Below are 22,484 nucleotides of genomic sequence, written 5' to 3'. Positions count from 1 at the left end.
CTTCAGCAATGGTCTCCAATACTTCCATGCCCTCTCAGCCGGATGGAGCCTTAGAGATATGTGCATGCCCTAGGGCGATCGCGGGGACATCAGGTACGATCGGCCAGCGCTGCGGCGAGGTCACGCCGAGCGCGCGGACAGTGCCGCCCTTGGCCTGCTCTAGCGCGGAGGGCAGGTTATCGAAGATCAGCTGCACCTTGTTGGAGATGATGTCGGGGAAGGCGATGGCAGATCCCCGATAGGGCACGTGCACCATGTCGCACTTGGTCATCACCTTGAACAGCTCGGCCGACATGTGCACCGAGGTGCCGTTGCCGGACGAGGCAAACGAGATCTTGCCGGGATTGGCCTTGCAATAGTCGATGAACTCCTGAACCGTCTTGGCGGGAAATGCGTTGGAGACGACCAGCATGTTGGTGAGCTGCATGATGCTCGCGACCGGCACGGTGTCGCGCAGGAAGTCGAACGGCAGCTTCTTGTAGAGCGAGGTCGAGATCGCGTTGTTGGGCGCGACGAACAGCAGCGTGTAGCCGTCCGGCGGCGAGCTGATCGCGGCGGCGGCGGCGATGTTGCCGCCGGAGCCGGTGCGGTTCTCGACGATGAATTGCTGGCCGAGACGCTCCGACAGCCACTGCGCCATGATCCGCGCCACGATGTCGACCGGGCCGCCGGCGGCAAAGCCGATCATCCAGTGCACGGGGCGGTCGGGATAGCCGGCGGAGGCGGGAGGTGCGGCGCCGAACAGGCCCAGGATGATCGCGAGCCCGAACACTCTGTTACGCAAAATTCGCAACATGACGCCTCCCATTGCATTATTGTCTTATGCGCACATGCTTTCACAAAATCGGGCCGCTGCCTACATCGTCGCAAGTCGGTGTTGACGCAGGTCCGCCGGGAACGACCATGAGATTCGCCAGCATCATCCTTCTCGCCGCGGCGCTGCTCTCGAGCCCCGCCGCGGCCCAAACCGGAGGCACGGCCATTCCGACCACGACACTCAGCTTGGGCACCGCGACGCCCGGCGGCGGCTTCCCGCTCTATGGCAACGCTTTTGCGGAGGTGATGAACGCGGCCGATCCGCAAGCCACCATCGCGCCGCGCAACACCAGGGGCAGCAACGAGAACATCCCGCTGCTGGAAAAGGGCGAGCTCGATCTCGCTTTGGTCGCGGGCGAGCCGGCCTACGAGGCCTTCGCCGGCATCGGCCGTGCGCCGGTGCGGCTGAAGATCCTCACAGCGATCTATTCCAATCCCGGCATGTTCGTGGTGCGCGCCGACAGTCCCTACAGGACGATTTCCGATCTCGTCGGCCAGCCCGTCGCGTTCGGCGCCAAGGGCTCGGGCCTGCCGATCCTGGCTCGTTACGTGCTCGATGGTCTCGGCTTGAGGCAGGACGAGGATTTCAAGGCCGTCTATCTCGACCGCGCCGGCGATGGGCCTGCAATGGTCGAGGACGGCCGCGTCGCAGCACTCTGGGGCGCGGGCATCGGCTGGCCCGGTTTTGCCGCGGTGGCCTCGAGCGCGTCAGGCGCGCGCTTCATCGCGCCCGGCGCGGAAGAGATCACGCGCATCCGCGCCAAGCATGCGTTCCTGAAGCCGCTCACCGTGCCCGCCGGCTCCTACCCGAAGCAGACGGAGGCGATCGCCTCGCTCGGCTCGTGGAGTTTTGTGCTGACGCGCGAAGACCTGCCGGACGACGTCGCCTATCGCCTCGCCAAGACGCTGCACGGCGCCGAGGCGACGTTCTGCAAGAAGCTCGCGCAGGCCTGCGAGACCACGGCCGCAAACACGGTCGCGGCGGCGCCGAAGCCGGAGCTGATTCATCCTGGCGTGATGAAGTACTTTCGCGAGATCGGGGTGGTGAAGTAGCGAATGGCGAATTGCAAATAGCGAATGGAAGCATGCCCATTCGCCACTCCCTATTCGCCATTCGCCAATCTCACTTCTTCACCATCGCACACGCCGGGTCCGGCGGTCCGAACGCCTTGTCGCCGGAGATGGTCGTGAGGATCTTGTAATAGTCCCACGGATATTTGCTCTCCTCCGGCGTCTTCACCTGCACCAGCCAGAGGTCGTGCACCATCAGATTGTCCTCGCGCAGTTTGCCGTTGCGGGCGAAGAAATCCTCGATCGGCTTTTCCCGCATCTTCGCGGCGACCTTGAGCGGATCGTCGGTGCCGGTCTCCTTGATGGCGTTGAGATAGTGCATCACGCTCGAATAGACGCCGGCCTGCCACATCGTCGGCATCTTGTTCATCTTGGCGAAATAGCGCTTCGACCATTCGCGCGTCTTGTCGTCCATGTCCCAATAGAACGACGTCGTCAGCAACAGGCCCTGGGCTGCCTGCAAGCCGAGGCCGTGGATGTCGGTGATCAGCGCCAGCAGCGCCGCCATCTGCTGGCCGCCCTTGAACACGCCGAACTCCGAGCCGGTCTTGATCTCGTTCATGTTGTTGGGGGGGCCTGCGGCAATGCCGATGATCTTGGCCTTGGAGGCCTGCGCCTGGAGCACGAACGACGAGAGATCGGGCGTCGCCAGCGGCGGCCGCACCGAGCCCAGCACCTTACCGCCATTGGCGGTGACGACGCTGGAGGCATCGCGTTCCAGCGAATGGCCGAAGGCGTAGTCGTCGGTGATGAAGAACCAGCTGTCGCCGCCGCGCTTCACCACGGCATCCGCGGTGCCGACCGCGAGTGCGCGGGTGTCGAACACCCATTGCATCGCGTAAGGCGAGCAGAATTTGCCGTGGAAGTCAGCGGTGCCGGTGGAGTGGGCGATGAACAGCCGCTTCTTCTCGTTGGCGATGTTCTGCACCGCGAGCCCGACCGCCGAGACCGGCACGTCGACGATCAGGTCGACCTGGTCGACGTCGTACCAGCGCCGCGCGATGGCGCCGCCGATGTCGGCCTTGAGCTGGTGGTCGCCGATCACGATGCTGATCGGCTTGCCGAGCACCGTGCCGCCGAAATCGTCGATCGCCATCTGCGCCGCGGTCACCGAGCCCTGGCCGGTTGGCGCGGAGGCCGGACCGTTCATGTCGGTGAGCACGCCGATCTTGACGACGTCGTCGGAAACCTGCGCCATTGCGGCGCCCGGCAGCAGTGCTGCCAGGACGGCCGCGACCGGCAGTCCAAATCTTGCTGGATGCACGCTTGTCCTCCCCTGATCCGGCTCGTTGGCCGGTGTTGCTGTCCGGGTATGGCCCGGCTGAATTGGTTTCTTTTGCAACTATTTTGGGGTGGGCGTCAACGTCAGGCCGCGAAGCGGATTTGTCCCGCCGGCGAAGGATCGTAGCCGGTGAGCTCCTCGGCGCGCTGGCGCAGCCGCCTTTCGCTGAGAAACCGGATCAGGGCCTGCATCGGCGGGCGGAAATAGCTGCGCTGCCGCATCGCCAGATCGAGATTCTCCCAGACCAGCGGCACGAAATCGAGGCCGGCCGAGCGCGCCGTCGCGCGTGTCGCCACGCCGCAATCGGCCTGGCCGGCGCGGACCATTTCGGCGAGATCCGGCCCGGTGAGGGCCGGCGTCTCCACCCGGCGCAGATCGCGGGTGGTGGCATCCGCGCGCTTCAGGAGCACGTCGAGCAGCATCTGCGCGCCTGTGCCCTGTTGTCGCATCGCCATCCTGGCGCCGAGCGCGAGCGCGTCGGCGAGACCGCGCAATCGCTTCGGATTGCCCGGCGGCAGCACGAGACCCTGCTCGCGGCGCGCGAACGCGACCAGCAGCGCATCATGCAGGTCCGGCGCGTCCCGCAGCGCTGTCACGCTGGCGTCGGAGGCAAGATTGCCGGAGGCATCCAGGCTGTGGAAGTGCACGGCCACGGCCGTCACCTCGTCGCGCTGGAGGCGTTCGAGCCCGCGCGCGCTGCCCTCGCTCATCGATCCCAAGCCGGAGCCGGATTCGCGCAGGCTCCAGTCCAGAAGCTCGTCCTGGCTGCCGCCCATGACAGGTGGCGGCTCCGTGCTCAGCATGCCCGCAGGGCGCGCCAGTCCGGACAGCACCCAGAGATCGAGCTCGTGCCGCGGGAAGAGCCACTTCCCGGTCACCTTGCTGCAGGGGATCGCACCGGTGGTGACGAGTTCGTAGAGCTTGCGTTCGCCAAGTCGGAGATAGTCAGCGGCTTCACTGGTCGTCAGGAATTCCATCCTGCATTCCTATGCAAATTCTTGCTTCTTTTTGGACTTTCGTCGCAGGTGGAATTCTGCATTTCAATTTTCGTCCGCGAGAACCATGCCCGATCATCTCGTTGCTTTGCAACACATCCTGATGCGGCGATGTCTATCTTGGTTGACGATCTTGAGCCGCTCGAATGGTGTGGGCCTTGCGATCGTGGCGCTCGCGTTTGCAATCAACGTGCCGGTTGATTCATTGCCGAAATATCCCGAATGAGCCGTCGCGGCGCGACCGGCTGCGCGACAAGGCGGGCGACCGGTAGTAGCTTGATCTCCGCTCTATCTCTTGTTGTCTCGATCGGGCGACGCGATGGGCAAACGCGTCACGAGTGCGGCGCAATCGATCATCATGATCGCGCCCGTAACCAATGGGAACCAGCTCATGGCCTTTCGCCTGTCCGTCGCACTCGCGCTTCTCTGCGGCCTGGCCGCGGGCATCGCGGCGTCGTCCGCGGAGGACCGCGCGATTGTCCTGGCCTCGACGACATCGACGCAGGAGTCCGGCCTGCTCGATCATCTGCTGCCGATCTTTCGCCAGAAAACCGGTATCGACGTCAGGCTGATCGCACGGCGCGCCGATGAGGTGCTCGACGGAGCGCGAAGGGGCGAGGCGGACGTCGTGCTGACACATGCGCGGCCGCAGGAGGAAAAATTCGTCGCCGACGGTTTTGCCGTGAAGCGCTTCGACGTGATGTACAACGACTACATGCTGATCGGGCCGAAGAGCGATCCTGCCGGTGTGAAGGGCAAGGACATCGCGACAGCGCTGAAGGCGATCGAGGCCAAGGGCACGCCGTTCGTGACGCGCGGCGATCGCTCCGGCACTCACGCGGCGGAGCTCGCACTCTGGATCGTCGCCGGCATCGACATCGCCGCTGCCAAGGGCGCCTGGTATCGCGAGGCCAAGGAGGGCATGGGCGCGGCGCTCGAAGCTGCGCGTGTCGCAAATGCCTATGTGCTGTCGGACCGCGGCAGCTGGATCGCCTTCAGGGAGCGCGGCGATCTCGACATCATCGTCGAAGGCGACAAGCGGCTGCTCAACCAATACGGCGTGATGCTGGTCAACCCCGAGAAGTTTCCGAACGTGAAGAAGGAGCTCGGGCAGACCTTCGTCGACTGGCTGATCTCGCTGGACGGCCAGACGGCGATCGCCGGCTTCAAGGTCGACGGACAGCAGCTGTTCTTTCCGAATGCGGACAAATCGGGCGGCTGACATCCGCGCCTTCCTGCGGTTGCCAAACCGAACGATGCATGCTCCATCATGGCGCATGCCCCAGCGCCTGCCGCCATCACTGACGCCGCTCGACACCGCGCTCGCCGCGTTGCTGCGAGACGTTGAACCGATCGCACCAGTGGAGTTGCCGCTGGCCGAGGCGGCCGGCTGCATCGCGGCGGGTGCTCCGCTGCTTGCCGCCTATCCGCCGCACGACATTGCGGCCGCGGACGGCTGGGCATTGCGCGCCAACGATCTCGTCGGCGCCTCTGCCTATTCGCCGTCGCCTCTGGCCACAGTGCCGGCCTGGGTCGAGGCCGGTGACGTGATGCCGGCGGGATGCGACTGTGTGCTCGATGCCGACGCCGTCGACATGTCTGGTCCGCTTGCGCAGGTGCTCGCGGAGGGCCTGCCGGGGCAGGGTATCAGGCGCGCCGGAAGCGACGTCGCCGAACGCGCGCCCGCAGGTGCGGAGGGATGTCCGGTCAGTGCGGCCGTTCTGCTGCTCGCGCGCCTGGCCGGGGTGGACAGGTTGGGCGTGCGCCGGCCGCGGCTGCGCATCGTCAATGTGCCCGGTGCGACGGCGGCGGCGCATATGATCGCCGACATCGCGCGCGCTGCGGGACTGGATGTGAGCGCGCACGATGCCGGCGCGCGCGATGCGGCATCGATTGCGGATGCGCTCGATGCTTCCGCCTGCGATCTCGCGGTCACGATCGGTGGCAGCGGCGTCGGTCGCCAGGATGCCGCGATCATGGCGCTGGCGCAGTGTGGTGACGTGATCGCTCATGGCATTGCGCTGCAGCCCGGCCGCACCGCCGCGATCGGGCGGCTTGGCAAAGTTCCCGTCGTTGCCTTGCCCGGCTCTCCGGACCATGCGCTCGCGGCCTGGCTCGCGCTGGTGCTTCCGCTCATCGACCGATTGTCGGCGCGCCGCCACCGCCGGCAACTGGCCTTGCCGCTCGCGCGAAAAATCGCATCTGGTGTCGGCATCGCCGAAGTCGCCCTGCTGGCCGAGGAACATCGTGCCTGGATGCCGCTTGCCGTGGGGGAGTGGCCGTTGCGGGCCATCGCCAGTGCGGATGCCTGGCTGATCATTCCCGCGAGCCTCGAGGGATTTGCAGCGGGCGCACCCGCCGATGCCTATCTGATGCGGGAGTGATATGGGTTCCGGCATGACGATGATCCCGCAATTGCAAGACCGCAGCGCGCCCGAGCAGGAGCAGTTCCTCAAAATCCTCTCGCGGGAGGAGGCGATGGCACGTTTCGAGGCGGCGCTGTTCCCCCGCACGATCCCGACCGAAACGCGCAAGCTGGCCGATACGCTGGGCACGGCGCTCGCCGAAGACGTCACGGCGCCGATCGACGTGCCGCCGTTCGATCGCTCCAATGTCGACGGCTTTGCCGTCCGCTCGGCGGACCTCGCCGCGGCGGGCGAGGGCGCATCCGTTCGCCTTGCGCTGAACGGCGAGACCATCCACTGCGGTACCGCGCCGAGGATGCAAGTCATCACAGGCACTGCAACACCCATCGCCACCGGCGGCCCGCTGCCGCGCGGCGCAGACGCAGTCGTCATGGTCGAGCACACGCAACCGGCCGGTTTGGATGCAGTCGACGTCCGCCGTGCGAGCTCTCCCGGACAATTCGTCTCCTACGCAGGGTCCGACATCGCGCGCGGCGAAGCTTTGCTGCGCGCCGGCACGATCATCGGCTCGCGCGAGATCGGCATGCTGGCGGCTTGCGGCATCGCCGAAGTGGCCGTAGCGCGCAAGCCGCGGGTCGCGGTGATCTCGACCGGCGATGAGTTGGTTCAGCCCGGCGAGGCACTCGCGCCTGCGGAGATCTACGACACCAACGGCGCGATCGTCGCCGCCGCGATCACAGAGAACGGCGGCGAGGCGGTTTTCCTCGGCGCCATTCCCGACGACGAAGCGAAGCTCGAAACCGCCATGCGGAGCGCGCTGGCGGACGCCGACATGCTGGTGCTCTCAGGCGGCACCTCGAAGGGGGCGGGCGACCTGTCTCATCGCATCATCAGTCGGCTCGGCGCCCCCGGGATCATCGCGCATGGCGTTGCGCTGAAGCCCGGCAAGCCGCTGTGCCTCGCCGTATGCGGCGGCAAGCCGGTGGTGATCCTGCCGGGCTTTCCGACCTCGGCGATGTTCACCTTCCACGACATGATCGTGCCGGTGCTGCGCAGGATGGCCGGCCTGCCGCCGCGCTCCGACGCCAAGGTCAGCGCGACCGTACCGGTGCGCATCGCCTCGGAGCTTGGCCGCACCGAATTCGTCATGGTCTCGCTGGTCGAAGGCAATGACGGCTTGATTGCCTATCCCTCCGGCAAGGGATCCGGTGCGATCACCTCCTTTGCACAGGCCGACGGCTTCCTGCGCATCGATGCGCTTGCCGACCAGATGCCGGCCGGCACCGAGGCCGAAGTGACGCTGTTCACGCCGCATGTGCGCGTGCCCGATCTCGTCATCGTCGGCAGCCATTGTACTGGGCTCGATCTCGTCACCGCACAGCTCGCGCATGCCGGCCTGACCGTGCGTTCGATTGCTGTCGGCAGCCTTGGCGGTTTGGCGGCGGCGAAACGGGGCGAGTGCGATCTTGCGCCGATCCATCTGTTCGACGACAAAAGCGAGACCTACAACACGCCTTATCTCGTCGATGGACTCGAGCTCGTGCCGGGGTGGCGGCGGATGCAGGGCATCGTGTTCAGGAAAGGCGACAAGCGCTTCGAAGGCCTCAGCGCGAAGGAGGCCGTCGCCGCAGCGCTCACCGATCCCGCCTGCATCATGGTCAACCGCAACCAGGGCGCGGGCACGCGCATCCTGATCGACCGGCTGCTCGGCGGGGCGCGGCCGGAAGGCTATTGGAACCAGCCGCGGTCGCACAACGCAGTCGCAGCGGCCGTCGCACAGCAACGGGCCGACTGGGGCATGACCATTGCGCCGGTCGCCCATGCGGTCGGCCTCGGTTTCATTCCGCTCGCGGAAGAGCATTATGACTTTGCATTGGTGACGGCGCGCAAGCAGCGTCCGGCCGTGCAAGCTTTTCTCGACGCGCTCGGTTCGGACCAAGCGCGTACGGCGCTGGAGCGAGCGGGCTTCCGTCCCGTGTAGCTCGACGACGCGGCGTTCAAGCCGCGCGACAGGGTGGGGGACACGATGGCAAGGCCGCTTTCGGTTGCGATCGTCGGTGCCGGCATGGGCGGGCTTGCGACCGCCGCGGCGCTCCGGCGCGTCGGCATCAATGTGATGGTCTACGAGCAGGCCTCGCAATTCGCGCGCATCGGCGCCGGCATCCAGATCGGCTGCAATGCCATGAAGGTGTTGCGCGCGCTCGGGCTGGAGGCGCGGATGCGCGAGCACTCGTTCTATCCGCGCTCCTGGAACAACCGCGACTGGAAGAGCGGCGACATCAAGTTCGACATGATCTTTGGCGAGAGCGCGGAGCAGAAATTCGGCGCGCCCTATCTGCTCGCCCATCGCGGCGATCTGCATGCTGCGCTGGCGAGCGTGGTGCCGAATGAGGTCGTGAAGCTCAACCACAAGCTCGTGGGGCTCGACGAGAGCGCCAAGGGCGTTCGGCTCAGCTTTGCCGACGGCACCAGCGCCATCGCCGATGCCGTGGTCGGCGCGGACGGCGTTCATTCGGCAGTGCGCGACATCCTGTTCGACACCGCGCCGGTCAAGTTCACCGGCCGTATCGCCTACCGCACCACCTATCCGGCCACGCTGCTCGGCGGCGCGGAGATCGACGACTGCACCAAATGGTGGGGCGAGGACCGCCACATCGTCATCTATTACGTCAAGCCTGACCGCAGCGAGGTCTATCTCGTCACCAGCCAACCCGAGCCGGACTTCCGCATCGAGTCCTGGTCGGCGAAGGGGGACGTGCGCGATCTGCGCGCCTCGTTCGAGGGCTTTCATCCGCAAGTCGGCGAGGTGCTCGCCGCATGTCCCGACGTGCACAAATGGGCGATCATGGATCGCGAGGCGCTCGATCGCTGGGTCGACGGCAAGGTGACGCTGCTCGGCGATGCCTGCCATCCCATGACGCCCTATATGGCGCAGGGTGCGGCCATGGCGATCGAGGACGCGGCAGTATTGTCGCGATGCCTCGACGGTACCGACCGCGACGGCGTCGCGGATGCATTCCGCCGCTTTGAGGCGACGCGGAAAGGGCGAACGACGCGGGTGCAGGAGACCTCGCGCGCCAACATCTGGCTGAGAGAAAGGACCGACACGAGCTGGGTCTACGGCTACGACGCCTGGACGGCGCCGCTGGCGGCTTGAGCGGCACGTTCGCGCTGCTCGGCCTCTGCGAGCGCGCGCTGTTCCGCCGGCGGCGGCGGCTTCGGGTCCGGCGGGACCTCGACGATGTCAGGCTTGCCCAGCCGCTTGGTACGATCGATCGTATCCGAGACATCGACGGCGAAATCGACAACTTCGAATATGACATCCAAGAAAGAGTCGGCCATGGCTCATCCAGGCAACCTACCAATCATTGGTCGTTCCATTGCGCGGTCCGGTTCACGGGCAAGAGCTCAAAGCAGAGCCCTACGCTGCGTCATCCAGCGCCGCCAGCCGTTCGGCCTCCGCGATGTCCTCGACCGTGTTGGCGTTGAAGAACGGATCGAGCGGCTCGGTCGGCCATGTCACCGTCGCGAGCGGATAGCGCGCGGTCCAGCGGTCGATCTTGCGGAGGTCCTCGACGACCAGCGCGTGGCGCAGCTCGTCGCGCAAGGCGACGCGCCACAGGCCGATCACCGGATGCGACTGATCACCTGAGGCGGCGACCGCAAGCTGAGCGTTTTCGCGCTCGCGCGCTTCGTGCAGGCGCGCGACGAGATCGCGCGGCAGGAACGGGCAGTCGCCGGCGGCACTGAGCACCCATTCGATCTCCGGCCGGCTCGCCGCGGTCCAGTCGAGTGCGGCGAGAATGCCGGCGAGCGGGCCGGGAAAGCCGGGCACGTCGTCTGCGATCACCTGCAGGCCGAAGGCGGCGAAACGCGCGGGATCGCCGTTGGCATTGAGGATCAGGCCGCTGCATTGCGGCGTCAATCGCGCAATCACGCGCTCCAGGATGGTGCGGCCGCCGATGGTGCGCATCGGCTTGTCGCCGCCGCCCATGCGTCGCGCGAGGCCGCCGGCGAGCAGCGCGCCTTGCGTGGCTGGAAAGTCAGTCGTCACCAGCTTCACCCTTGCGCTTGTGCTTGGCCGACTCTTCCTCGACGTAAGCAAGGTTCTGGTCGTAGACGATGCGTTCCTCGCCCGCGAGCGCGATGAAGCGTTTGCCGCGCGTGCGTCCGACCAGCGTCAGGCCCACCTGTCTTGCGAGATCAACGCCCCAGGCGGTGAAGCCGGAGCGCGACACCAGGATCGGAATGCCCATGCGCACCGTCTTGATCACCATCTCCGAGGTGAGGCGTCCCGTGGTGTAGAGGATCTTGTCCGAGGCATCGACGCCGTGGCGGTACATCCAGCCCGCGATCTTGTCGACGGCGTTGTGGCGGCCGACATCCTCCGTATAGCAGAGCGGCTCGCCCTCCTTGCAGAGCACGCAGCCATGGATCGCGCCGGCTTCGAGATAGAGCGAAGGCATGGTGTTGATGGTCTGCGTCATCTGGTAGAGCCAGGAGGTGCGCAGCTCCGCCTTCGGCAGTGCGACGCTCTCGACCGCTTCCAGCAGATCACCGAAGGCGGTGCCCTGCGCGCAGCCCGAGGTCTGGGTGCGTTTCTTCAGCTTGGCCTCGAAATTGGTGTGGTGCTCGGTGCGTACGACGACGACCTGGAGATCGTCGTCGTATTCGACCTCGGTGACCGCGTCGTTATATTTCAGCATGTTCTGGTTGAGCAGGTAGCCCAGCGCCAGATATTGCGGATAGTCGCCGATCGTCATCATGGTGACGATCTCCTGCGAATTCAGGTAGAGCGTCAGCGGCCGCTCCATCGGCACCTTGATCTCGACCCTGGCGCCGGTCTGGTCGGTCCCGGTCACGCTCTGGGTCAGGCGCGGGTCATCCGGGTTGGGGACGATCAGGGGCACCGGGGCTTTGTCGATCTTCATCATGGTCGCGACGTTAGCATGACATTCGGGTCAAGCCGATATAAGCATGCTGACGAAGATGGAGAAGGCGGTTCCGGCCGCGGAGATCGAGTAGCGATGAAAGTCATCGGCCTTGCAGGCTGGAGCGGTGCGGGCAAGACGACGCTGCTGACGCGGTTGATCCCGCATTTCAATGCGCAGGGCCTGCGGGTCTCCGTCATCAAGCATGCGCATCACCAGTTCGACGTCGACGTGCCCGGCAAGGATTCCTGGCGGCATCGCGAGGCGGGCGCAGCCGAGGTGCTGGTTGCCTCGTCGAACCGTTGGGCCCTGATGCACGAGCTGCGCGGCGCGGCGGAACCGCGGCTGCCGGAACTCCTGAGCAAGCTCTCCGCGGTCGATCTCGTCGTGGTCGAAGGCTTCAAGCGCGAGCCGCATCGCAAGATCGAGGTGCATCGCGCCGCCAACGGCAAGCCGCTGCTGTTTCCCGACGACCCCGGAATTGCCGGCGTTGCGACCGACACCGCCATTGAAACGCGGCTGCCGACCGTCCATCTCGATGATATCGAAGCTGCCGCCGCGCTGCTGCTGCGCGCGGCGATGCCGGTCGAGGAAGCGGTCGCCAGAAGCGCCGCAATGCGCTGACGAGGCACCATGGCGCAACTGTCGGACGATTGCTTTGCCTTCGGCGGACCGATGATGTCGGTCGACGAGGCCGTTGGTCTCATCACCACGCGCGTCAACGCGATTGCTGATCTCGAGAACGTGGCACTCGTTGATGCTGACGGGCGCGTGCTGGCTCGCGATATTGCAGCGCCCTTGCCGCTGCCGCCTTTCACCAACTCCGCCGTCGACGGTTACGCCGTGCGCAACGCGGACCTTCCGCAAGCGGAGGAGCACGCGCTTCCGCTCGACGGCCGCATCCAGGCCGGCGGCCTTGCGAGCGCGCCAATCAAGCCCGGCCACACCGCGCGCATCTTCACGGGCGCGCCGATGCCACCGGGGGCCGAAACCGTCTTCATGCAGGAAGATGTCCGCATCGATGCTTCCGGCAGGATCGTGCTGCCCCCGGGGCTGAAGCCGGGCGCCAATGTCCGCCCGGCCGGCGAGGACATCTCCCAGGGGCATGTCGCCCTGCGCGCCGGCCAGCGCTTGTTGCCGCAACACGTCGCGCTTGCTGCGGCGTTCGGCCTGACCAGGCTCGACGTCGTCAGGCGGATCCGCGTTGCGGTGTTCTCGACCGGCGACGAGCTGGCGTCGCCCGGTGAGCCGCGCGCCGCCTCGCAGCTGTTCGATTCCAACCGCTTTATGCTGATGGCAATGCTGCGCCGGCTCGGCTGCGAGATCAGCGACCTCGGCATCCTGCGTGACGAGCGGACTTCCCTCGCGAATGGCTTGAAGCAGGTTGCAGGCAGCCACGACCTGATCCTCACCACCGGGGGCGTCTCGACCGGCGAGGAGGATCACGTCAAGGGGGCGGTCGAGAGCATCGGTTCGCTGGTGCTGTGGCGGATGGCGATCAAGCCGGGCCGGCCCGTGGCGATGGGGATCATCGGCGGCACGCCGCTGATCGGCCTGCCCGGCAATCCCGTCGCGAGCTTCGTCACCTTCGTTCACGTGGTGCGGCCGACGGTGCTGGCGCTGATGGGCGGTCTGCCTGAGCCGCTGTTGCCGATCCCGGTGCGCGCGGCGTTCGGCTACAAGAAGAAGATCGGGCGCCGCGAATATGTTCGGGCCTCGTTGCGGCGCGGAGAGGATGGCGCGCTGGAGGCAATCAAGTTCCCGCGCGAAGGGGCCGGGTTGCTGTCCTCGCTGGTCGAGACCGACGGCCTCGTCGAACTCGGCGAAGATATCATTCGTGTCGAGCCAGGGCAGGGCGTAGGTTTCCTGTCCTATGCCGATCTGCTCTGACCGGTTGCGTTGACGCCACGGACGGGCCCCGCCATGTTGAGCCCATGACCAGAACAACGACCAGAACCACGCTTGATCTCACCGGGCTGAAATGCCCGCTGCCCGCCCTGAAGACACGCAAGGCGCTCAAACCGTTACAGCCGGGCGATCAGCTCGAGGTGCACTGCACGGATCCCCTGTCGGTGATCGACATTCCGAACCTGATTCGCGAGACCGGCGACACGGTGGAGATCACCGAGCGCAACGATGCGCGTATCGTGTTCTTGATAGAAAAGGCAAATGGTCCGATAGGCAATGCCAATGGTGCGCTGCGTTCTTGAGCGCGCTACCGCGTTGATACCGACCTTTTGTCTATCGACATCGATCATGGCTTCTGCCCAAATTGACGCTCTCCGTGCGGGCGCGGAGGTTGAGTCTCGCCTGCGATACACGGATTAGCAGGCCGGACACGAAGGCTGCACGTCGTATCGGGCATAGGGGCCCCGCTTGAGGGGATAACGTTTCGGAGGCGCGTGACGATCCTGGCGCGCGTCGGATGATTGAGCGGGACAGCAGGGACAGTTGGCTGCACCGCGACTGGCTGAGGATCAGGATCTTAGCGGCAGGCTGCTCAGAAGGGCGGCTTAGGGGAGGACTGTATGGCTACAATTGAGAGCGCTGGAACGATTTCGGGCGCTGGCTCTGGCTTTCTTGATCGTGAGCGGACCATCGCGACCGCCGGCTTCAATCGCTGGCTGGTGCCGCCGGCGGCGCTGTGCATCCATTTGTGCATCGGCATGGCCTACGGCTTCTCGGTGTTCTGGCTGCCGCTGTCGCGCGCGGTCGGTCTGACAGCGCCGAAGGCGTGCGCAGACATGTCGCTGTTCCAGGAGCTGTTCACGACCAGTTGCGACTGGAAGGTCGCCAGCATGGGGTGGATGTACACGCTGTTCTTCGTATTGCTCGGTATCGCGGCTGCGGTCTGGGGCGGCTGGCTGGAACGCGTGGGACCGCGCAAAGCCGGCTTCGTCTCGGCGCTGTGCTGGTGCGGCGGCCTCTTCCTCGGCGCGCTCGGCGTCTACACCCATCAGCTCTGGCTGTTGTGGCTGGGTTCGGGCGTGATCGGGGGCATCGGCCTTGGCCTTGGCTATATCTCGCCGGTGTCGACGCTGGTGAAGTGGTTCCCGGACCGCCGCGGCATGGCGACCGGCATGGCCATCATGGGCTTCGGCGGTGGCGCCATGATCGGCGCGCCGCTGGCCAACCTCCTGATGAACTACTTCAAGACCCCGACTTCGGTCGGCGTCTGGGAGACCTTCGTCGCGATGGGCGTCATCTACTTCGTGTTCATGATGATCGGCGCGTTCCGCTATCGCTTGCCGCCGCCCGGCTGGCAGCCCGAGGGCTGGACCCCGCCGTCCAAGGCCAACGCGATGATCTCGAAGAACAACGTTCATCTCAACGACGCGCACAAGACGCCGCAGTTCTGGCTGATCTGGTGGGTGCTCTGCCTGAACGTGTCGGCGGGTATCGGCGTGATCGGCATGGCTTCGCCGATGCTCCAGGAGATCTTCGCGGGCAAGCTGATCGGCCTGCCGGACGTCGGCTTCAACGCGCTCGACGCCGGGCAGAAAGCGCAGATCGCCGCAATCGCCGCGGGCTTCGCCGGATTGCTGTCGCTATTCAACATCGGCGGCCGCTTCTTCTGGGCGTCGCTGTCGGACAAGATCGGACGCAAGAACACCTACTACACCTTCTTCATCCTCGGCATCGTGCTCTATGCGCTGGCACCGACCTTTGCGGCGATGGGCTCGAAGCTTCTGTTCGTGCTCGGGTTCGGCATCATCCTGTCGATGTATGGCGGCGGCTTTGCGACCGTGCCGGCCTACCTCGCCGACATGTTCGGCACGCAGTTCGTCGGCGCCATCCACGGAAGGCTGCTGACGGCATGGTCCACCGCGGGCATCATCGGTCCCGTCGTGGTCAACTACATCCGCGAGTTCCAGCTCGCGGCCGGCGTGCCGCGCGATCAGCTCTACAACACCACCATGTACATCCTGTGCGCGATGCTGATCGCGGGCCTGATCTGCAACTACCTGATCAAGCCGGTCGATTCGAAGTGGCACATGAAGGAGGCCGATGTCGCCAAGTTGCAGGCGGCGAGCGCCAGCGCCGCTGCGGCGGGACCGCACGGCTCTTACGGCATCGGATTTGGCGGGCTTGACGCCAAGGCGGCGCTGTTCTGGGCCTTCGTCGGCATTCCCCTGCTCTGGGGTGTCTGGAAAACGCTGGAGAGTGCGGTCAAGATATTCTGATCGCCATCAAGACAGCCGCGGGATGCCCGTCATCGGCGTCCCGCGGCGTTCGCCTTTCAGACATCATCGAGACTGGGACTTAGGGGGATTTAAATGCTTCGCACCCGAATTTGCCTTGCGGCCGTGTTGCTGGTCGCTGGCCTTCACGCCGCGTCCGCGCAAACGGCGGCGGCACCCGCCACCACGGCACCTGCCGCGACGACGGAGGCCAAGCCGGGCAAGATCAAGCTCACCATGCAGAAGCTGAAGGACATGAAGGCGAAGTGGTCCGCCAACAAGCCGAAGCTCAAGGCCTGCCGCGCCGACGTGAAGTCGAAGGGCCTCGCCGGCGACGACCGTTGGTTCTACATCGAGGAGTGCATGAACAAGAGCTGACGTCGGTTCCGCGCACAGTTCGAGCTGAGGGGGGCGTGCGGGCTTGTTGGCCGCATGCCCCTTAAATGCTTATCGGAACAGATCAATTCTCTTGGCATCTGGTATGCCAAAGGCTAGAGTTGGACGTTTTCTAAAGAAGGTTTACGAGATTCATCGATGAGCCACGACGTGCATGAGGTCCGCTCGTTCGAACATCCGGGCGAGGGACGCAAGCGAGCCAAGGCCACGCCCAAGGGGCGGCAGGTCGATCCCACCGCCGCGCACGAGATCGAGCAGTTGCTCGGCGATCGCCCGCGGCGGCGCGACCTCCTGATCGAATATCTCCACCTGATCCAGGACAAATATCACCAGATATCGGCCGCGCATCTCGCGGCCCTTGCCGACGAGATGAAGCTCGCTTTCGCCGAGGTGTTCGAGACCGCGACCTTCTACGCGCATTTCGACATCGTGAAGGAAGGTGAGCCTTATATCGCGCCGCTGACGATCCGCGTCTGCGATTCTCTCACCTGCGCGATGCTTGGCGGCGAGAAGCTGCTCGCGGATTTGCAAGAAGCGTCGGGTCCCGGCATCCGCGTCGTGCGCGCGCCCTGCGTCGGCCGCTGCGATACCGCACCGGCCGCGGAAGTCGGACACAACTTCGTGGATCATGCGACCGTCGCCAATGTGATGGCGGCCGCGAAGGCCGGCGACACCCACGCGCATCTGCCAAAGTATATCGACTACGACGCCTATGTCGCCGGCGGCGGCTACGAGCTGCTCAATCGCGTTCGTTCGGGCGAATTGCCGAAGGACGATCTGTTGAAGGCGCTCGACGACGCCTCGCTGCGCGGTCTCGGCGGCGCCGGCTTCCCGACGGGACGCAAATGGCGCGCGGTGCTGGGTGAGCCCGGTCCGCGGCTGATGGCGATCAACGGCGACGAGGGCGAGCCCGGCACGTTCAAGGATCGCGTCTATCTCGAAAGCGATCCGCATCGCTTCATCGAGGGCATGCTGATCGGCGCGCATGTCGTGCAGGCCTCCGATGTCTACATCTACCTGCGCGACGAATATCCGGCCTCGCGCGAGATCCTCGAGCGCGAGATCGCAAAGCTGCCGCCGGGTGGTCCGACACTGCACATGCGCCGAGGCGCCGGCGCGTACATTTGCGGAGAGGAATCCTCGCTGCTCGAAAGCATCGAAGGCAAGCGCGGCCTGCCCCGGCACAAGCCGCCTTATCCATTCCAGGTCGGCCTGTTCGGCCTGCCGACGCTGATCAACAATATCGAGACGCTGTGGTGGGTGCGCGACATCGTCGAGAAGGGCGCCGACTGGTGGAAAGGCCACGGCCGCCACGAGCGTCACGGCTTGCGTAGCTTCTCGGTGTCGGGCCGCGTGAAAAATCCCGGCATGAAGCTCGCACCGGCGGGCATCACCGTGCGCGAGCTGATCGACGAATATTGCGGCGGCATGGCCGATGGCCATCAATTCTACGCTTATCTTCCGGGCGGCGCGTCCGGCGGCATCCTGCCGGCGTCGATGGACGACATCCCGCTCGATTTCGGCACACTGGAGAAATACGGCTGCTTCATCGGCTCGGCCGCGATCGTGATCCTGTCGCAGAAGGACAGCGTGCGAGCAGCGGCCCTGAACCTGATGAAGTTTTTCGAGGACGAAAGCTGCGGCCAGTGCACGCCGTGCCGCGTCGGAACCCAGAAGGCGGCGCAGCTGATGCAGAAGCCGGTCTGGAACCGCGCCTTGCTGGAAGAATTGAGCCAGGCGATGCGCGATGCCTCGATCTGCGGGCTCGGACAGGCGGCATCGAATCCGCTGTCCTCCGTGATCAAATATTTCCCTGACGAGTTCAAGGAAGCGGCCGAATGACCAAAATCACGTTCGAGCTCGACGGCAAGCAGGTCGAGGCAAGTCCCGGCGAGACCATCTGGCAAGTCGCAAAACGCCAGGGCCGCGAGATCCCTCATCTGTGTTATTCGCCGGCGCCCGACTATCGGCCCGACGGCAATTGCCGCGCCTGCATGGTCGAGATCGAGGGCGAGCGCGTGCTCGCCGCGTCCTGCAAGCGCACGCCGTCGGTCGGCATGAAAGTGAAGACCGAAAGCGCGCGCGCGGTTTCCGCGCAGAAGATGGTGATGGAGCTGCTCGTCGCCGACCAGCCGGCGCGCGAGACCTCGCACGATCCGGATTCGAAATTCTGGCACTGGGCCGAGACCACCGGCGTCACCGAGAGCCGCTTTCCCGCGGCCGAGCGCTGGGCTAGCGACGCGAGCCATCCGGCGATGCGTGTCAATCTCGACGCCTGCATCCAGTGCGGCCTCTGCGTGCGCGCCTGCCGCGAGGTCCAGGTCAACGACGTCATCGGTATGGCCTATCGCAGCCATGGCTCGAAGATCGTGTTCGACTTCGACGATCCCATGGGCGAGTCCACCTGCGTCGCCTGCGGCGAATGCGTGCAGGCCTGCCCGACCGGCGCGTTGATGCCGGCCGTGATGCTCGACGAGAAGCAGACCCGCGTCACCTATGCCGACAAGAAGGTGGATTCGCTCTGCCCGTTCTGCGGCGTCGGCTGCCAGGTCACCTATGAGGTCAAGGACGAGAAGGTGATCTATGCGGAGGGCCGCGACGGTCCCGCCAACCGCAATCGTCTCTGCGTCAAGGGCCGCTTCGGTTTCGACTACATTCACCATCCGCACCGCCTGACCAAGCCGCTGGTGCGGCTGCCGAACGCGAAGAAGGATGCCAATGACCAGGTCGATCCGGCCAATCCCTTCACGCATTTCCGCGAAGCGAGCTGGGAGGAAGCGCTCGACATCGCCGCCAAGGGTCTCGTCAAGATCCGCGACACGAACGGCGTGAAGGCGCTCGCCGGCTTCGGCTCGGCCAAGGGCTCGAACGAAGAGGCCTATCTGTTCCAGAAGCTGGTGCGCACCGGCTTCGGATCCAACAATGTCGACCACTGCACCCGGTTGTGCCACGCCTCGTCGGTGGCGGCGCTGTTCGAAGGTCTCAGCTCGGGTGCCGTGTCGGCGCCGTTCTCCGCGGCGATGGACGCCGAGGTCATCATCGTGATCGGGGCAAACCCGACCGTGAACCATCCGGTCGCCGCGACCTTCATCAAGAACGCGGTCAAGCAGAATGGCGCCAAGCTGTTCGTGATGGATCCGCGCCGGCAGACGCTGTCGCGGCACGCGACCAGGCATCTGCAGTTCAAGCCCGGCTCCGACGTCGCCATGCTGAACGCGATGATCAACACGATCATCACGGAAGGCCTGACCGACGACCAGTACATCGCCGGCTACACCGAGGGCTTTGACGACCTCAAGGAGAAGATCAAGGAATTTACGCCGGAGAAGATGGAGGCGATCTGCGGCATCCCGGCGCAAACGCTGCGCGAGGTGGCGCGCACCTATGCGCAGGCGAAATCGTCGATCATCTTCTGGGGCATGGGCATCAGCCAGCACGTCCACGGCACCGACAATGCGCGCTGCCTGATTGCGCTCGCGCTGATCACTGGCCAGGTCGGTCGGCCCGGCACCGGCCTGCATCCGCTGCGCGGCCAGAACAACGTGCAGGGCGCCTCCGACGCCGGCCTGATCCCGATGTTCCTGCCGGACTATCAGCCGGTCAGCCGCGATGACATGCGCGGCAATTTCGAAAAACTGTGGGGCCAGGACCTCGATCCCGTGCGCGGGCTGACCGTGGTCGAGATCATGAACGCGATCCACGCCGGCGAGATCAAGGGCATGTATATCGAGGGCGAGAACCCCGCGATGTCCGATCCCGATCTCCAGCACGCGCGCCACGCGCTCGCCATGCTCGATCATCTCGTCGTGCAGGATCTCTTCGTCACCGAGACCGCGTTCCATGCCGACGTCATCCTGCCGGCCTCGGCCTTCGCCGAGAAGGACGGCTCCTTCACCAACACCGATCGCCGCGTGCAGCTCGCGCGCCAGGTGATCAAGCCGCCGGGCGATGCGCGGCAGGATCTCTGGATCATCCAGGAGATCGGCAAGCGCATGGGCCTGCCGTGGAATTATGCCGGCCCCGGCGACGTCTTCACCGAGATGGCGCAACTGATGCCGTCGCTGAAGAACATCACCTGGGAACGGCTGGTGCGCGAGGGCGCGGTGACCTATCCGGTCGACGATCCCAACAAGCCCGGCAACGAGATCATCTTCACCACGGGCTTTCCGACCGCGAGCGGTCGCGGCAAGATCGTGCCGGCCCACGTCATCCCGCCGGATGAGCTTCCCGACGCCGAATATCCGATGGTGCTCTCGACCGGCCGCGTGCTCGAACACTGGCACACCGGCTCGATGACCCGCCGCGCCCAGGTGCTCGACCAGATCGAGCCGGAGGCGGTCGCCTTCATGAGCCCGAAGGACATGCGGAAGAAGCAGCTCGCGCCAGGCGATTTCATTCGCCTCGAGACCCGCCGCGGCGCGGTCGAGGTCAAGGTCCGCTCCGACCGCGACGTGCCGGAAAACATGGTGTTCATGCCGTTCTGCTACGCGGAGGCGGCGGCGAACCTGTTGACCAATCCGGCGCTCGATCCGTTCGGCAAGATCCCGGAGTTCAAGTTCTGCGCGGCAAGAGCCGAGCGCGTGGAGATGCGGGACGCGGCGGAGTAGGCGGCGAGTTCGCCGGTCTTTTGGCGGCGCGATGCCTCCAAATATGCGGTGTCGTCCCGGCGAAGGCCGGGACCCATACCGCGAGGTGTCTCGTTAGCGGATGGTGGGCGTACCGAACGACGAGTCTTCGCCAAACTCCTGCCTGTGGTTATGGGTCCCGGCCTTCGCCGGGACGACGCTGAGGTTGTGGTGCATGTGTGCACCTACGTCGCCGTCGTTTCGCTCCCCGCAGCGGCGGTGCTAGATATCGCCCATGTCCAAAGTCACTCCCGCCACACGTGCGCTCGAAGCCGCCGGTGTCGCCTTCACCGTCCACCCTTACGACTATGATCCCGACGCCGAGAGCATCGGCCTCCAGGCCGCGGCGGCTCTCGGCGAGGACCCCTCGCGCGTGCTGAAGACGCTGATGGCACTGGTCGACGGCAAGCCGGTCTGCGTGATCGTTCCGTCCGACCAGGAAGTCTCGATGAAGAAGCTCGCCGCTGCAGTCGGCGGCAAATCCGCGCAGATGATGAAGCCGCCCGAAGCCGAGCGCGTCACCGGCTACAAGGTCGGTGGCATCAGCCCGTTCGGGCAGCGCAAACCGGTGCGAACCGTGATCGAGCAGAGTGCGCTCGCGCATGATCTGGTCTATCTCAATGGCGGCCAGCGCGGCTTGCAGGTGCGGCTCAAGCCCACCGACGTCCGGGATGTCTCGAAGGCGGTCGTCGCGGATGTGCTGGCCTGAGGGGCGATGGAGCGGGATCATGACGCGGCCACAACTGCTGTGGTTCGCGATTCTGCTGGGGATCTGGCTGCCGGCTGAGGCGCATCAGATCAATCTCGTGACGGCCCGCGTCGCGCTGGTCGGCGATCGCACGGTCACCGTCGAGCTGGGACTGAAGGGCAGCGACGTCGATCGCCTGATCGGCACGAAGACGTATGACGCGAAGCAGGATGCGGTCGATCCGGCCGCGGTCGAAGCGGCCAGGGCCGGCATCCTTGCCTATATGGATGCACATCTGGCTGTGACGGGTGGCGGAATGGCCTGTGCGTCGAGCGATGCCACGATCCTGCCTGATGGTGACGGCATCGTCTACCGCAACAGTTTCGCCTGCGCCCACGCCGCCGGTGACATCGTCTATCGCTCCACCGTGCTGACCGAGAAGGACAAGACGGCGCGTCAGGTCGTCCTGATCGCGCAAGGCAGGTCCGAGGCGCAGGCCTTGCTCGACGCCGGCAACACGACGGTTACGCTCTCGACAGCGCCGCCATCGCTGCCCTCGACCATGTGGCGCTATCTCCTGACCGGCATCGGGCACATCTTCCTCGGCTACGACCATGTCGCGTTTCTGCTCGCCGTGATGCTCTGGGCGCGCCGGCTCGTTCCGGTCGTCAAGATCGTCACGGCCTTCACTGTCGCTCATTCCATGACGTTGTCGCTGGCGGCGTTGAATGTCCTGGTCATCCCGAGCCGCATCGTGGAGCCTGCGATTGCGGCCTCGATCGTGTTCGTGGCATTGGAGAATTTCGTCTCGCGCGATGTCGACAGGCGCTGGCGCGTGACCTTCTTGTTTGGCCTGATCCACGGCTTCGGTTTCGCCGGCGCGCTTCATGAGATCGGCTTGCCGCCGAATGCCATCGTTCCGGGGCTTGCCGCTTTCAACATCGGCGTCGAGATCGGGCAGATCGCGGTCGTCGCGGTCATGCTGCCGCTACTCGGCCTATTGGATCGGCTGAGCAGTGCCAACCGGATCGAGCCGGTGCGAACTGCGAAGCTGGTCTACACGGTGTCCGCGGCGATCAGTCTGCTTGGCGGCTATTGGCTGCTGACGCGCGTATTCGAGGCGTGATCGGCCA

General features: G+C 65.4%; 20 protein-coding genes and 1 pseudogene. 15 read left to right on the top strand and 6 right to left on the bottom strand.

Annotated elements, in window-relative coordinates:
• Positions 1 to 73: 73 nt before the first annotated feature.
• A pseudogene (locus AC1RUR_RS28250) lies at positions 74 to 796 on the bottom strand (Bug family tripartite tricarboxylate transporter substrate binding protein); the annotation flags it as partial.
• Between the two features lie 107 nt (positions 797 to 903).
• On the opposite strand from AC1RUR_RS28250, the gene AC1RUR_RS28245 reads away from it, so the two are divergent.
• On the top strand, positions 904 to 1,869 hold the full coding sequence (locus tag AC1RUR_RS28245) for a TAXI family TRAP transporter solute-binding subunit (RefSeq protein WP_492850102.1): 966 nt from the start codon (positions 904 to 906) through the stop codon (positions 1,867 to 1,869).
• A gap of 70 nt (positions 1,870 to 1,939) precedes the next feature.
• Here the strand turns inward: AC1RUR_RS28245 and AC1RUR_RS28240 are convergent, their stop codons facing one another.
• Together AC1RUR_RS28240 and AC1RUR_RS28235 are read right to left on the bottom strand one after the other, a co-directional pair.
• A complete protein-coding gene (locus tag AC1RUR_RS28240) occupies positions 1,940 to 3,151 on the bottom strand; it encodes an ABC transporter substrate-binding protein (protein WP_492850100.1) in 1,212 nt (403 codons plus the stop codon).
• Between the two features lie 101 nt (positions 3,152 to 3,252).
• A complete protein-coding gene (locus AC1RUR_RS28235) occupies positions 3,253 to 4,146 on the bottom strand; it encodes a substrate-binding domain-containing protein (RefSeq protein WP_492850098.1) in 894 nt (297 codons plus the stop codon).
• Between the two features lie 85 nt (positions 4,147 to 4,231).
• Between AC1RUR_RS28235 and AC1RUR_RS28230 the strand changes: the two genes are divergently transcribed.
• From AC1RUR_RS28230 to AC1RUR_RS28210, 5 genes are all read left to right on the top strand, one after another.
• Complete coding sequence (locus tag AC1RUR_RS28230) at positions 4,232 to 4,390, top strand: hypothetical protein (protein ID WP_492850096.1); 159 nt, start codon at positions 4,232 to 4,234, stop codon at positions 4,388 to 4,390.
• Between the two features lie 165 nt (positions 4,391 to 4,555).
• Positions 4,556 to 5,386: an ABC transporter substrate-binding protein gene (locus AC1RUR_RS28225; protein ID WP_492850094.1), complete on the top strand. Its 831-nt coding sequence runs from the start codon at positions 4,556 to 4,558 to the stop codon at positions 5,384 to 5,386.
• 55 nt (positions 5,387 to 5,441) lie between these two features.
• Positions 5,442 to 6,548, top strand: coding sequence for a molybdopterin-binding protein (locus tag AC1RUR_RS28220; protein WP_492850092.1), 1,107 nt, complete (start codon positions 5,442 to 5,444; stop codon positions 6,546 to 6,548).
• 13 nt (positions 6,549 to 6,561) lie between these two features.
• Positions 6,562 to 8,511, top strand: coding sequence for a molybdopterin biosynthesis protein (locus tag AC1RUR_RS28215; RefSeq protein WP_492850090.1), 1,950 nt, complete (start codon positions 6,562 to 6,564; stop codon positions 8,509 to 8,511).
• Between the two features lie 45 nt (positions 8,512 to 8,556).
• Positions 8,557 to 9,687: an FAD-dependent monooxygenase gene (locus AC1RUR_RS28210; RefSeq protein ID WP_492850088.1), complete on the top strand. Its 1,131-nt coding sequence runs from the start codon at positions 8,557 to 8,559 to the stop codon at positions 9,685 to 9,687.
• Here AC1RUR_RS28210 and AC1RUR_RS28205 read toward each other — a convergent pair.
• The 3 genes from AC1RUR_RS28205 to fdhD form a co-directional block, all read right to left on the bottom strand.
• The gene (locus AC1RUR_RS28205; RefSeq protein WP_492850086.1) at positions 9,654 to 9,872 is read right to left on the bottom strand and encodes a hypothetical protein; all 219 of its coding nucleotides are present in this window, start codon (positions 9,870 to 9,872) and stop codon (positions 9,654 to 9,656) included. The two genes, AC1RUR_RS28210 and AC1RUR_RS28205, sit on opposite strands and share 34 nt — an antisense overlap.
• A gap of 79 nt (positions 9,873 to 9,951) precedes the next feature.
• Positions 9,952 to 10,587, bottom strand: coding sequence for a molybdenum cofactor guanylyltransferase MobA (mobA, locus tag AC1RUR_RS28200; protein ID WP_492850120.1), 636 nt, complete (start codon positions 10,585 to 10,587; stop codon positions 9,952 to 9,954).
• Positions 10,574 to 11,464, bottom strand: coding sequence for a formate dehydrogenase accessory sulfurtransferase FdhD (gene fdhD, locus AC1RUR_RS28195; protein ID WP_492850084.1), 891 nt, complete (start codon positions 11,462 to 11,464; stop codon positions 10,574 to 10,576). Before fdhD ends, mobA begins: the two co-directional genes overlap by 14 nt.
• 93 nt (positions 11,465 to 11,557) lie before the next feature.
• On the opposite strand from fdhD, the gene mobB reads away from it, so the two are divergent.
• The 9 genes from mobB (at position 11,558) to AC1RUR_RS28150 (ending at position 22,477) form a co-directional block, all read left to right on the top strand.
• The gene (mobB, locus tag AC1RUR_RS28190) at positions 11,558 to 12,085 is read left to right on the top strand and encodes a molybdopterin-guanine dinucleotide biosynthesis protein B (protein ID WP_492850082.1); all 528 of its coding nucleotides are present in this window, start codon (positions 11,558 to 11,560) and stop codon (positions 12,083 to 12,085) included.
• 9 nt (positions 12,086 to 12,094) lie between these two features.
• Positions 12,095 to 13,351 carry a molybdopterin molybdotransferase MoeA gene (locus tag AC1RUR_RS28185; protein ID WP_492850080.1) on the top strand — a complete coding sequence of 419 codons (1,257 nt, stop codon included), beginning with the start codon at positions 12,095 to 12,097 and terminating at the stop codon, positions 13,349 to 13,351.
• 44 nt (positions 13,352 to 13,395) lie between these two features.
• Positions 13,396 to 13,671 carry a sulfurtransferase TusA family protein gene (locus AC1RUR_RS28180; RefSeq protein WP_492850078.1) on the top strand — a complete coding sequence of 92 codons (276 nt, stop codon included), beginning with the start codon at positions 13,396 to 13,398 and terminating at the stop codon, positions 13,669 to 13,671.
• Between the two features lie 318 nt (positions 13,672 to 13,989).
• Positions 13,990 to 15,645 carry an OFA family MFS transporter gene (locus AC1RUR_RS28175; RefSeq protein ID WP_492850076.1) on the top strand — a complete coding sequence of 552 codons (1,656 nt, stop codon included), beginning with the start codon at positions 13,990 to 13,992 and terminating at the stop codon, positions 15,643 to 15,645.
• A gap of 93 nt (positions 15,646 to 15,738) precedes the next feature.
• Positions 15,739 to 16,020, top strand: coding sequence for a hypothetical protein (locus AC1RUR_RS28170; protein WP_492850074.1), 282 nt, complete (start codon positions 15,739 to 15,741; stop codon positions 16,018 to 16,020).
• 156 nt (positions 16,021 to 16,176) lie between these two features.
• On the top strand, positions 16,177 to 17,880 hold the full coding sequence (locus tag AC1RUR_RS28165; protein ID WP_492850072.1) for an NADH-ubiquinone oxidoreductase-F iron-sulfur binding region domain-containing protein: 1,704 nt from the start codon (positions 16,177 to 16,179) through the stop codon (positions 17,878 to 17,880).
• Complete coding sequence (gene fdhF, locus AC1RUR_RS28160; protein WP_492850070.1) at positions 17,877 to 20,645, top strand: formate dehydrogenase subunit alpha; 2,769 nt, start codon at positions 17,877 to 17,879, stop codon at positions 20,643 to 20,645. The genes AC1RUR_RS28165 and fdhF overlap by 4 nt, the downstream gene beginning before the upstream one ends.
• A gap of 253 nt (positions 20,646 to 20,898) precedes the next feature.
• A complete protein-coding gene (gene ybaK / locus AC1RUR_RS28155) occupies positions 20,899 to 21,372 on the top strand; it encodes a Cys-tRNA(Pro) deacylase (RefSeq protein ID WP_492850068.1) in 474 nt (157 codons plus the stop codon).
• A 19-nt stretch (positions 21,373 to 21,391) separates the two neighbouring features.
• The gene (locus tag AC1RUR_RS28150; RefSeq protein ID WP_492850066.1) at positions 21,392 to 22,477 is read left to right on the top strand and encodes a HupE/UreJ family protein; all 1,086 of its coding nucleotides are present in this window, start codon (positions 21,392 to 21,394) and stop codon (positions 22,475 to 22,477) included.
• The last annotated feature ends 7 nt before the right edge of the window (positions 22,478 to 22,484 follow it).

The sequence above is a fragment of the Bradyrhizobium sp. GW821-FHT12B03 genome, from assembly GCF_058807535.1.
Note: the sequence above shows the minus strand (reverse complement) of the source record. Positions and strands in the feature narration are given on the sequence as shown.

Excerpts from the sequence above, each read along its gene's own strand:
- AC1RUR_RS28210 (WP_492850088.1), top strand. The coding sequence starts at position 8,557 with ATGGCAAGGCCGCTTTCGGTTGCGATCGTCGGTGCCGGCATGGGCGGG.
- AC1RUR_RS28220 (WP_492850092.1), top strand. The coding sequence starts at position 5,442 with ATGCCCCAGCGCCTGCCGCCATCACTGACGCCGCTCGACACCGCGCTC.
- AC1RUR_RS28170 (WP_492850074.1), top strand. The coding sequence starts at position 15,739 with ATGCTTCGCACCCGAATTTGCCTTGCGGCCGTGTTGCTGGTCGCTGGC.
- mobB (WP_492850082.1), top strand. The coding sequence starts at position 11,558 with ATGAAAGTCATCGGCCTTGCAGGCTGGAGCGGTGCGGGCAAGACGACG.
- AC1RUR_RS28235 (WP_492850098.1), bottom strand. The coding sequence starts at position 4,146 with ATGGAATTCCTGACGACCAGTGAAGCCGCTGACTATCTCCGACTTGGC.
- AC1RUR_RS28175 (WP_492850076.1), top strand. The coding sequence starts at position 13,990 with ATGGCTACAATTGAGAGCGCTGGAACGATTTCGGGCGCTGGCTCTGGC.
- ybaK (WP_492850068.1), top strand. The coding sequence starts at position 20,899 with ATGTCCAAAGTCACTCCCGCCACACGTGCGCTCGAAGCCGCCGGTGTC.
- AC1RUR_RS28225 (WP_492850094.1), top strand. The coding sequence starts at position 4,556 with ATGGCCTTTCGCCTGTCCGTCGCACTCGCGCTTCTCTGCGGCCTGGCC.
- AC1RUR_RS28180 (WP_492850078.1), top strand. The coding sequence starts at position 13,396 with ATGACCAGAACAACGACCAGAACCACGCTTGATCTCACCGGGCTGAAA.
- fdhD (WP_492850084.1), bottom strand. The coding sequence starts at position 11,464 with ATGATGAAGATCGACAAAGCCCCGGTGCCCCTGATCGTCCCCAACCCG.
- AC1RUR_RS28245 (WP_492850102.1), top strand. The coding sequence starts at position 904 with ATGAGATTCGCCAGCATCATCCTTCTCGCCGCGGCGCTGCTCTCGAGC.
- fdhF (WP_492850070.1), top strand. The coding sequence starts at position 17,877 with ATGACCAAAATCACGTTCGAGCTCGACGGCAAGCAGGTCGAGGCAAGT.
- AC1RUR_RS28215 (WP_492850090.1), top strand. The coding sequence starts at position 6,562 with ATGACGATGATCCCGCAATTGCAAGACCGCAGCGCGCCCGAGCAGGAG.
- AC1RUR_RS28185 (WP_492850080.1), top strand. The coding sequence starts at position 12,095 with ATGGCGCAACTGTCGGACGATTGCTTTGCCTTCGGCGGACCGATGATG.
- AC1RUR_RS28205 (WP_492850086.1), bottom strand. The coding sequence starts at position 9,872 with ATGGCCGACTCTTTCTTGGATGTCATATTCGAAGTTGTCGATTTCGCC.
- AC1RUR_RS28165 (WP_492850072.1), top strand. The coding sequence starts at position 16,177 with ATGAGCCACGACGTGCATGAGGTCCGCTCGTTCGAACATCCGGGCGAG.
- AC1RUR_RS28150 (WP_492850066.1), top strand. The coding sequence starts at position 21,392 with ATGACGCGGCCACAACTGCTGTGGTTCGCGATTCTGCTGGGGATCTGG.
- AC1RUR_RS28230 (WP_492850096.1), top strand. The coding sequence starts at position 4,232 with ATGCCCGATCATCTCGTTGCTTTGCAACACATCCTGATGCGGCGATGT.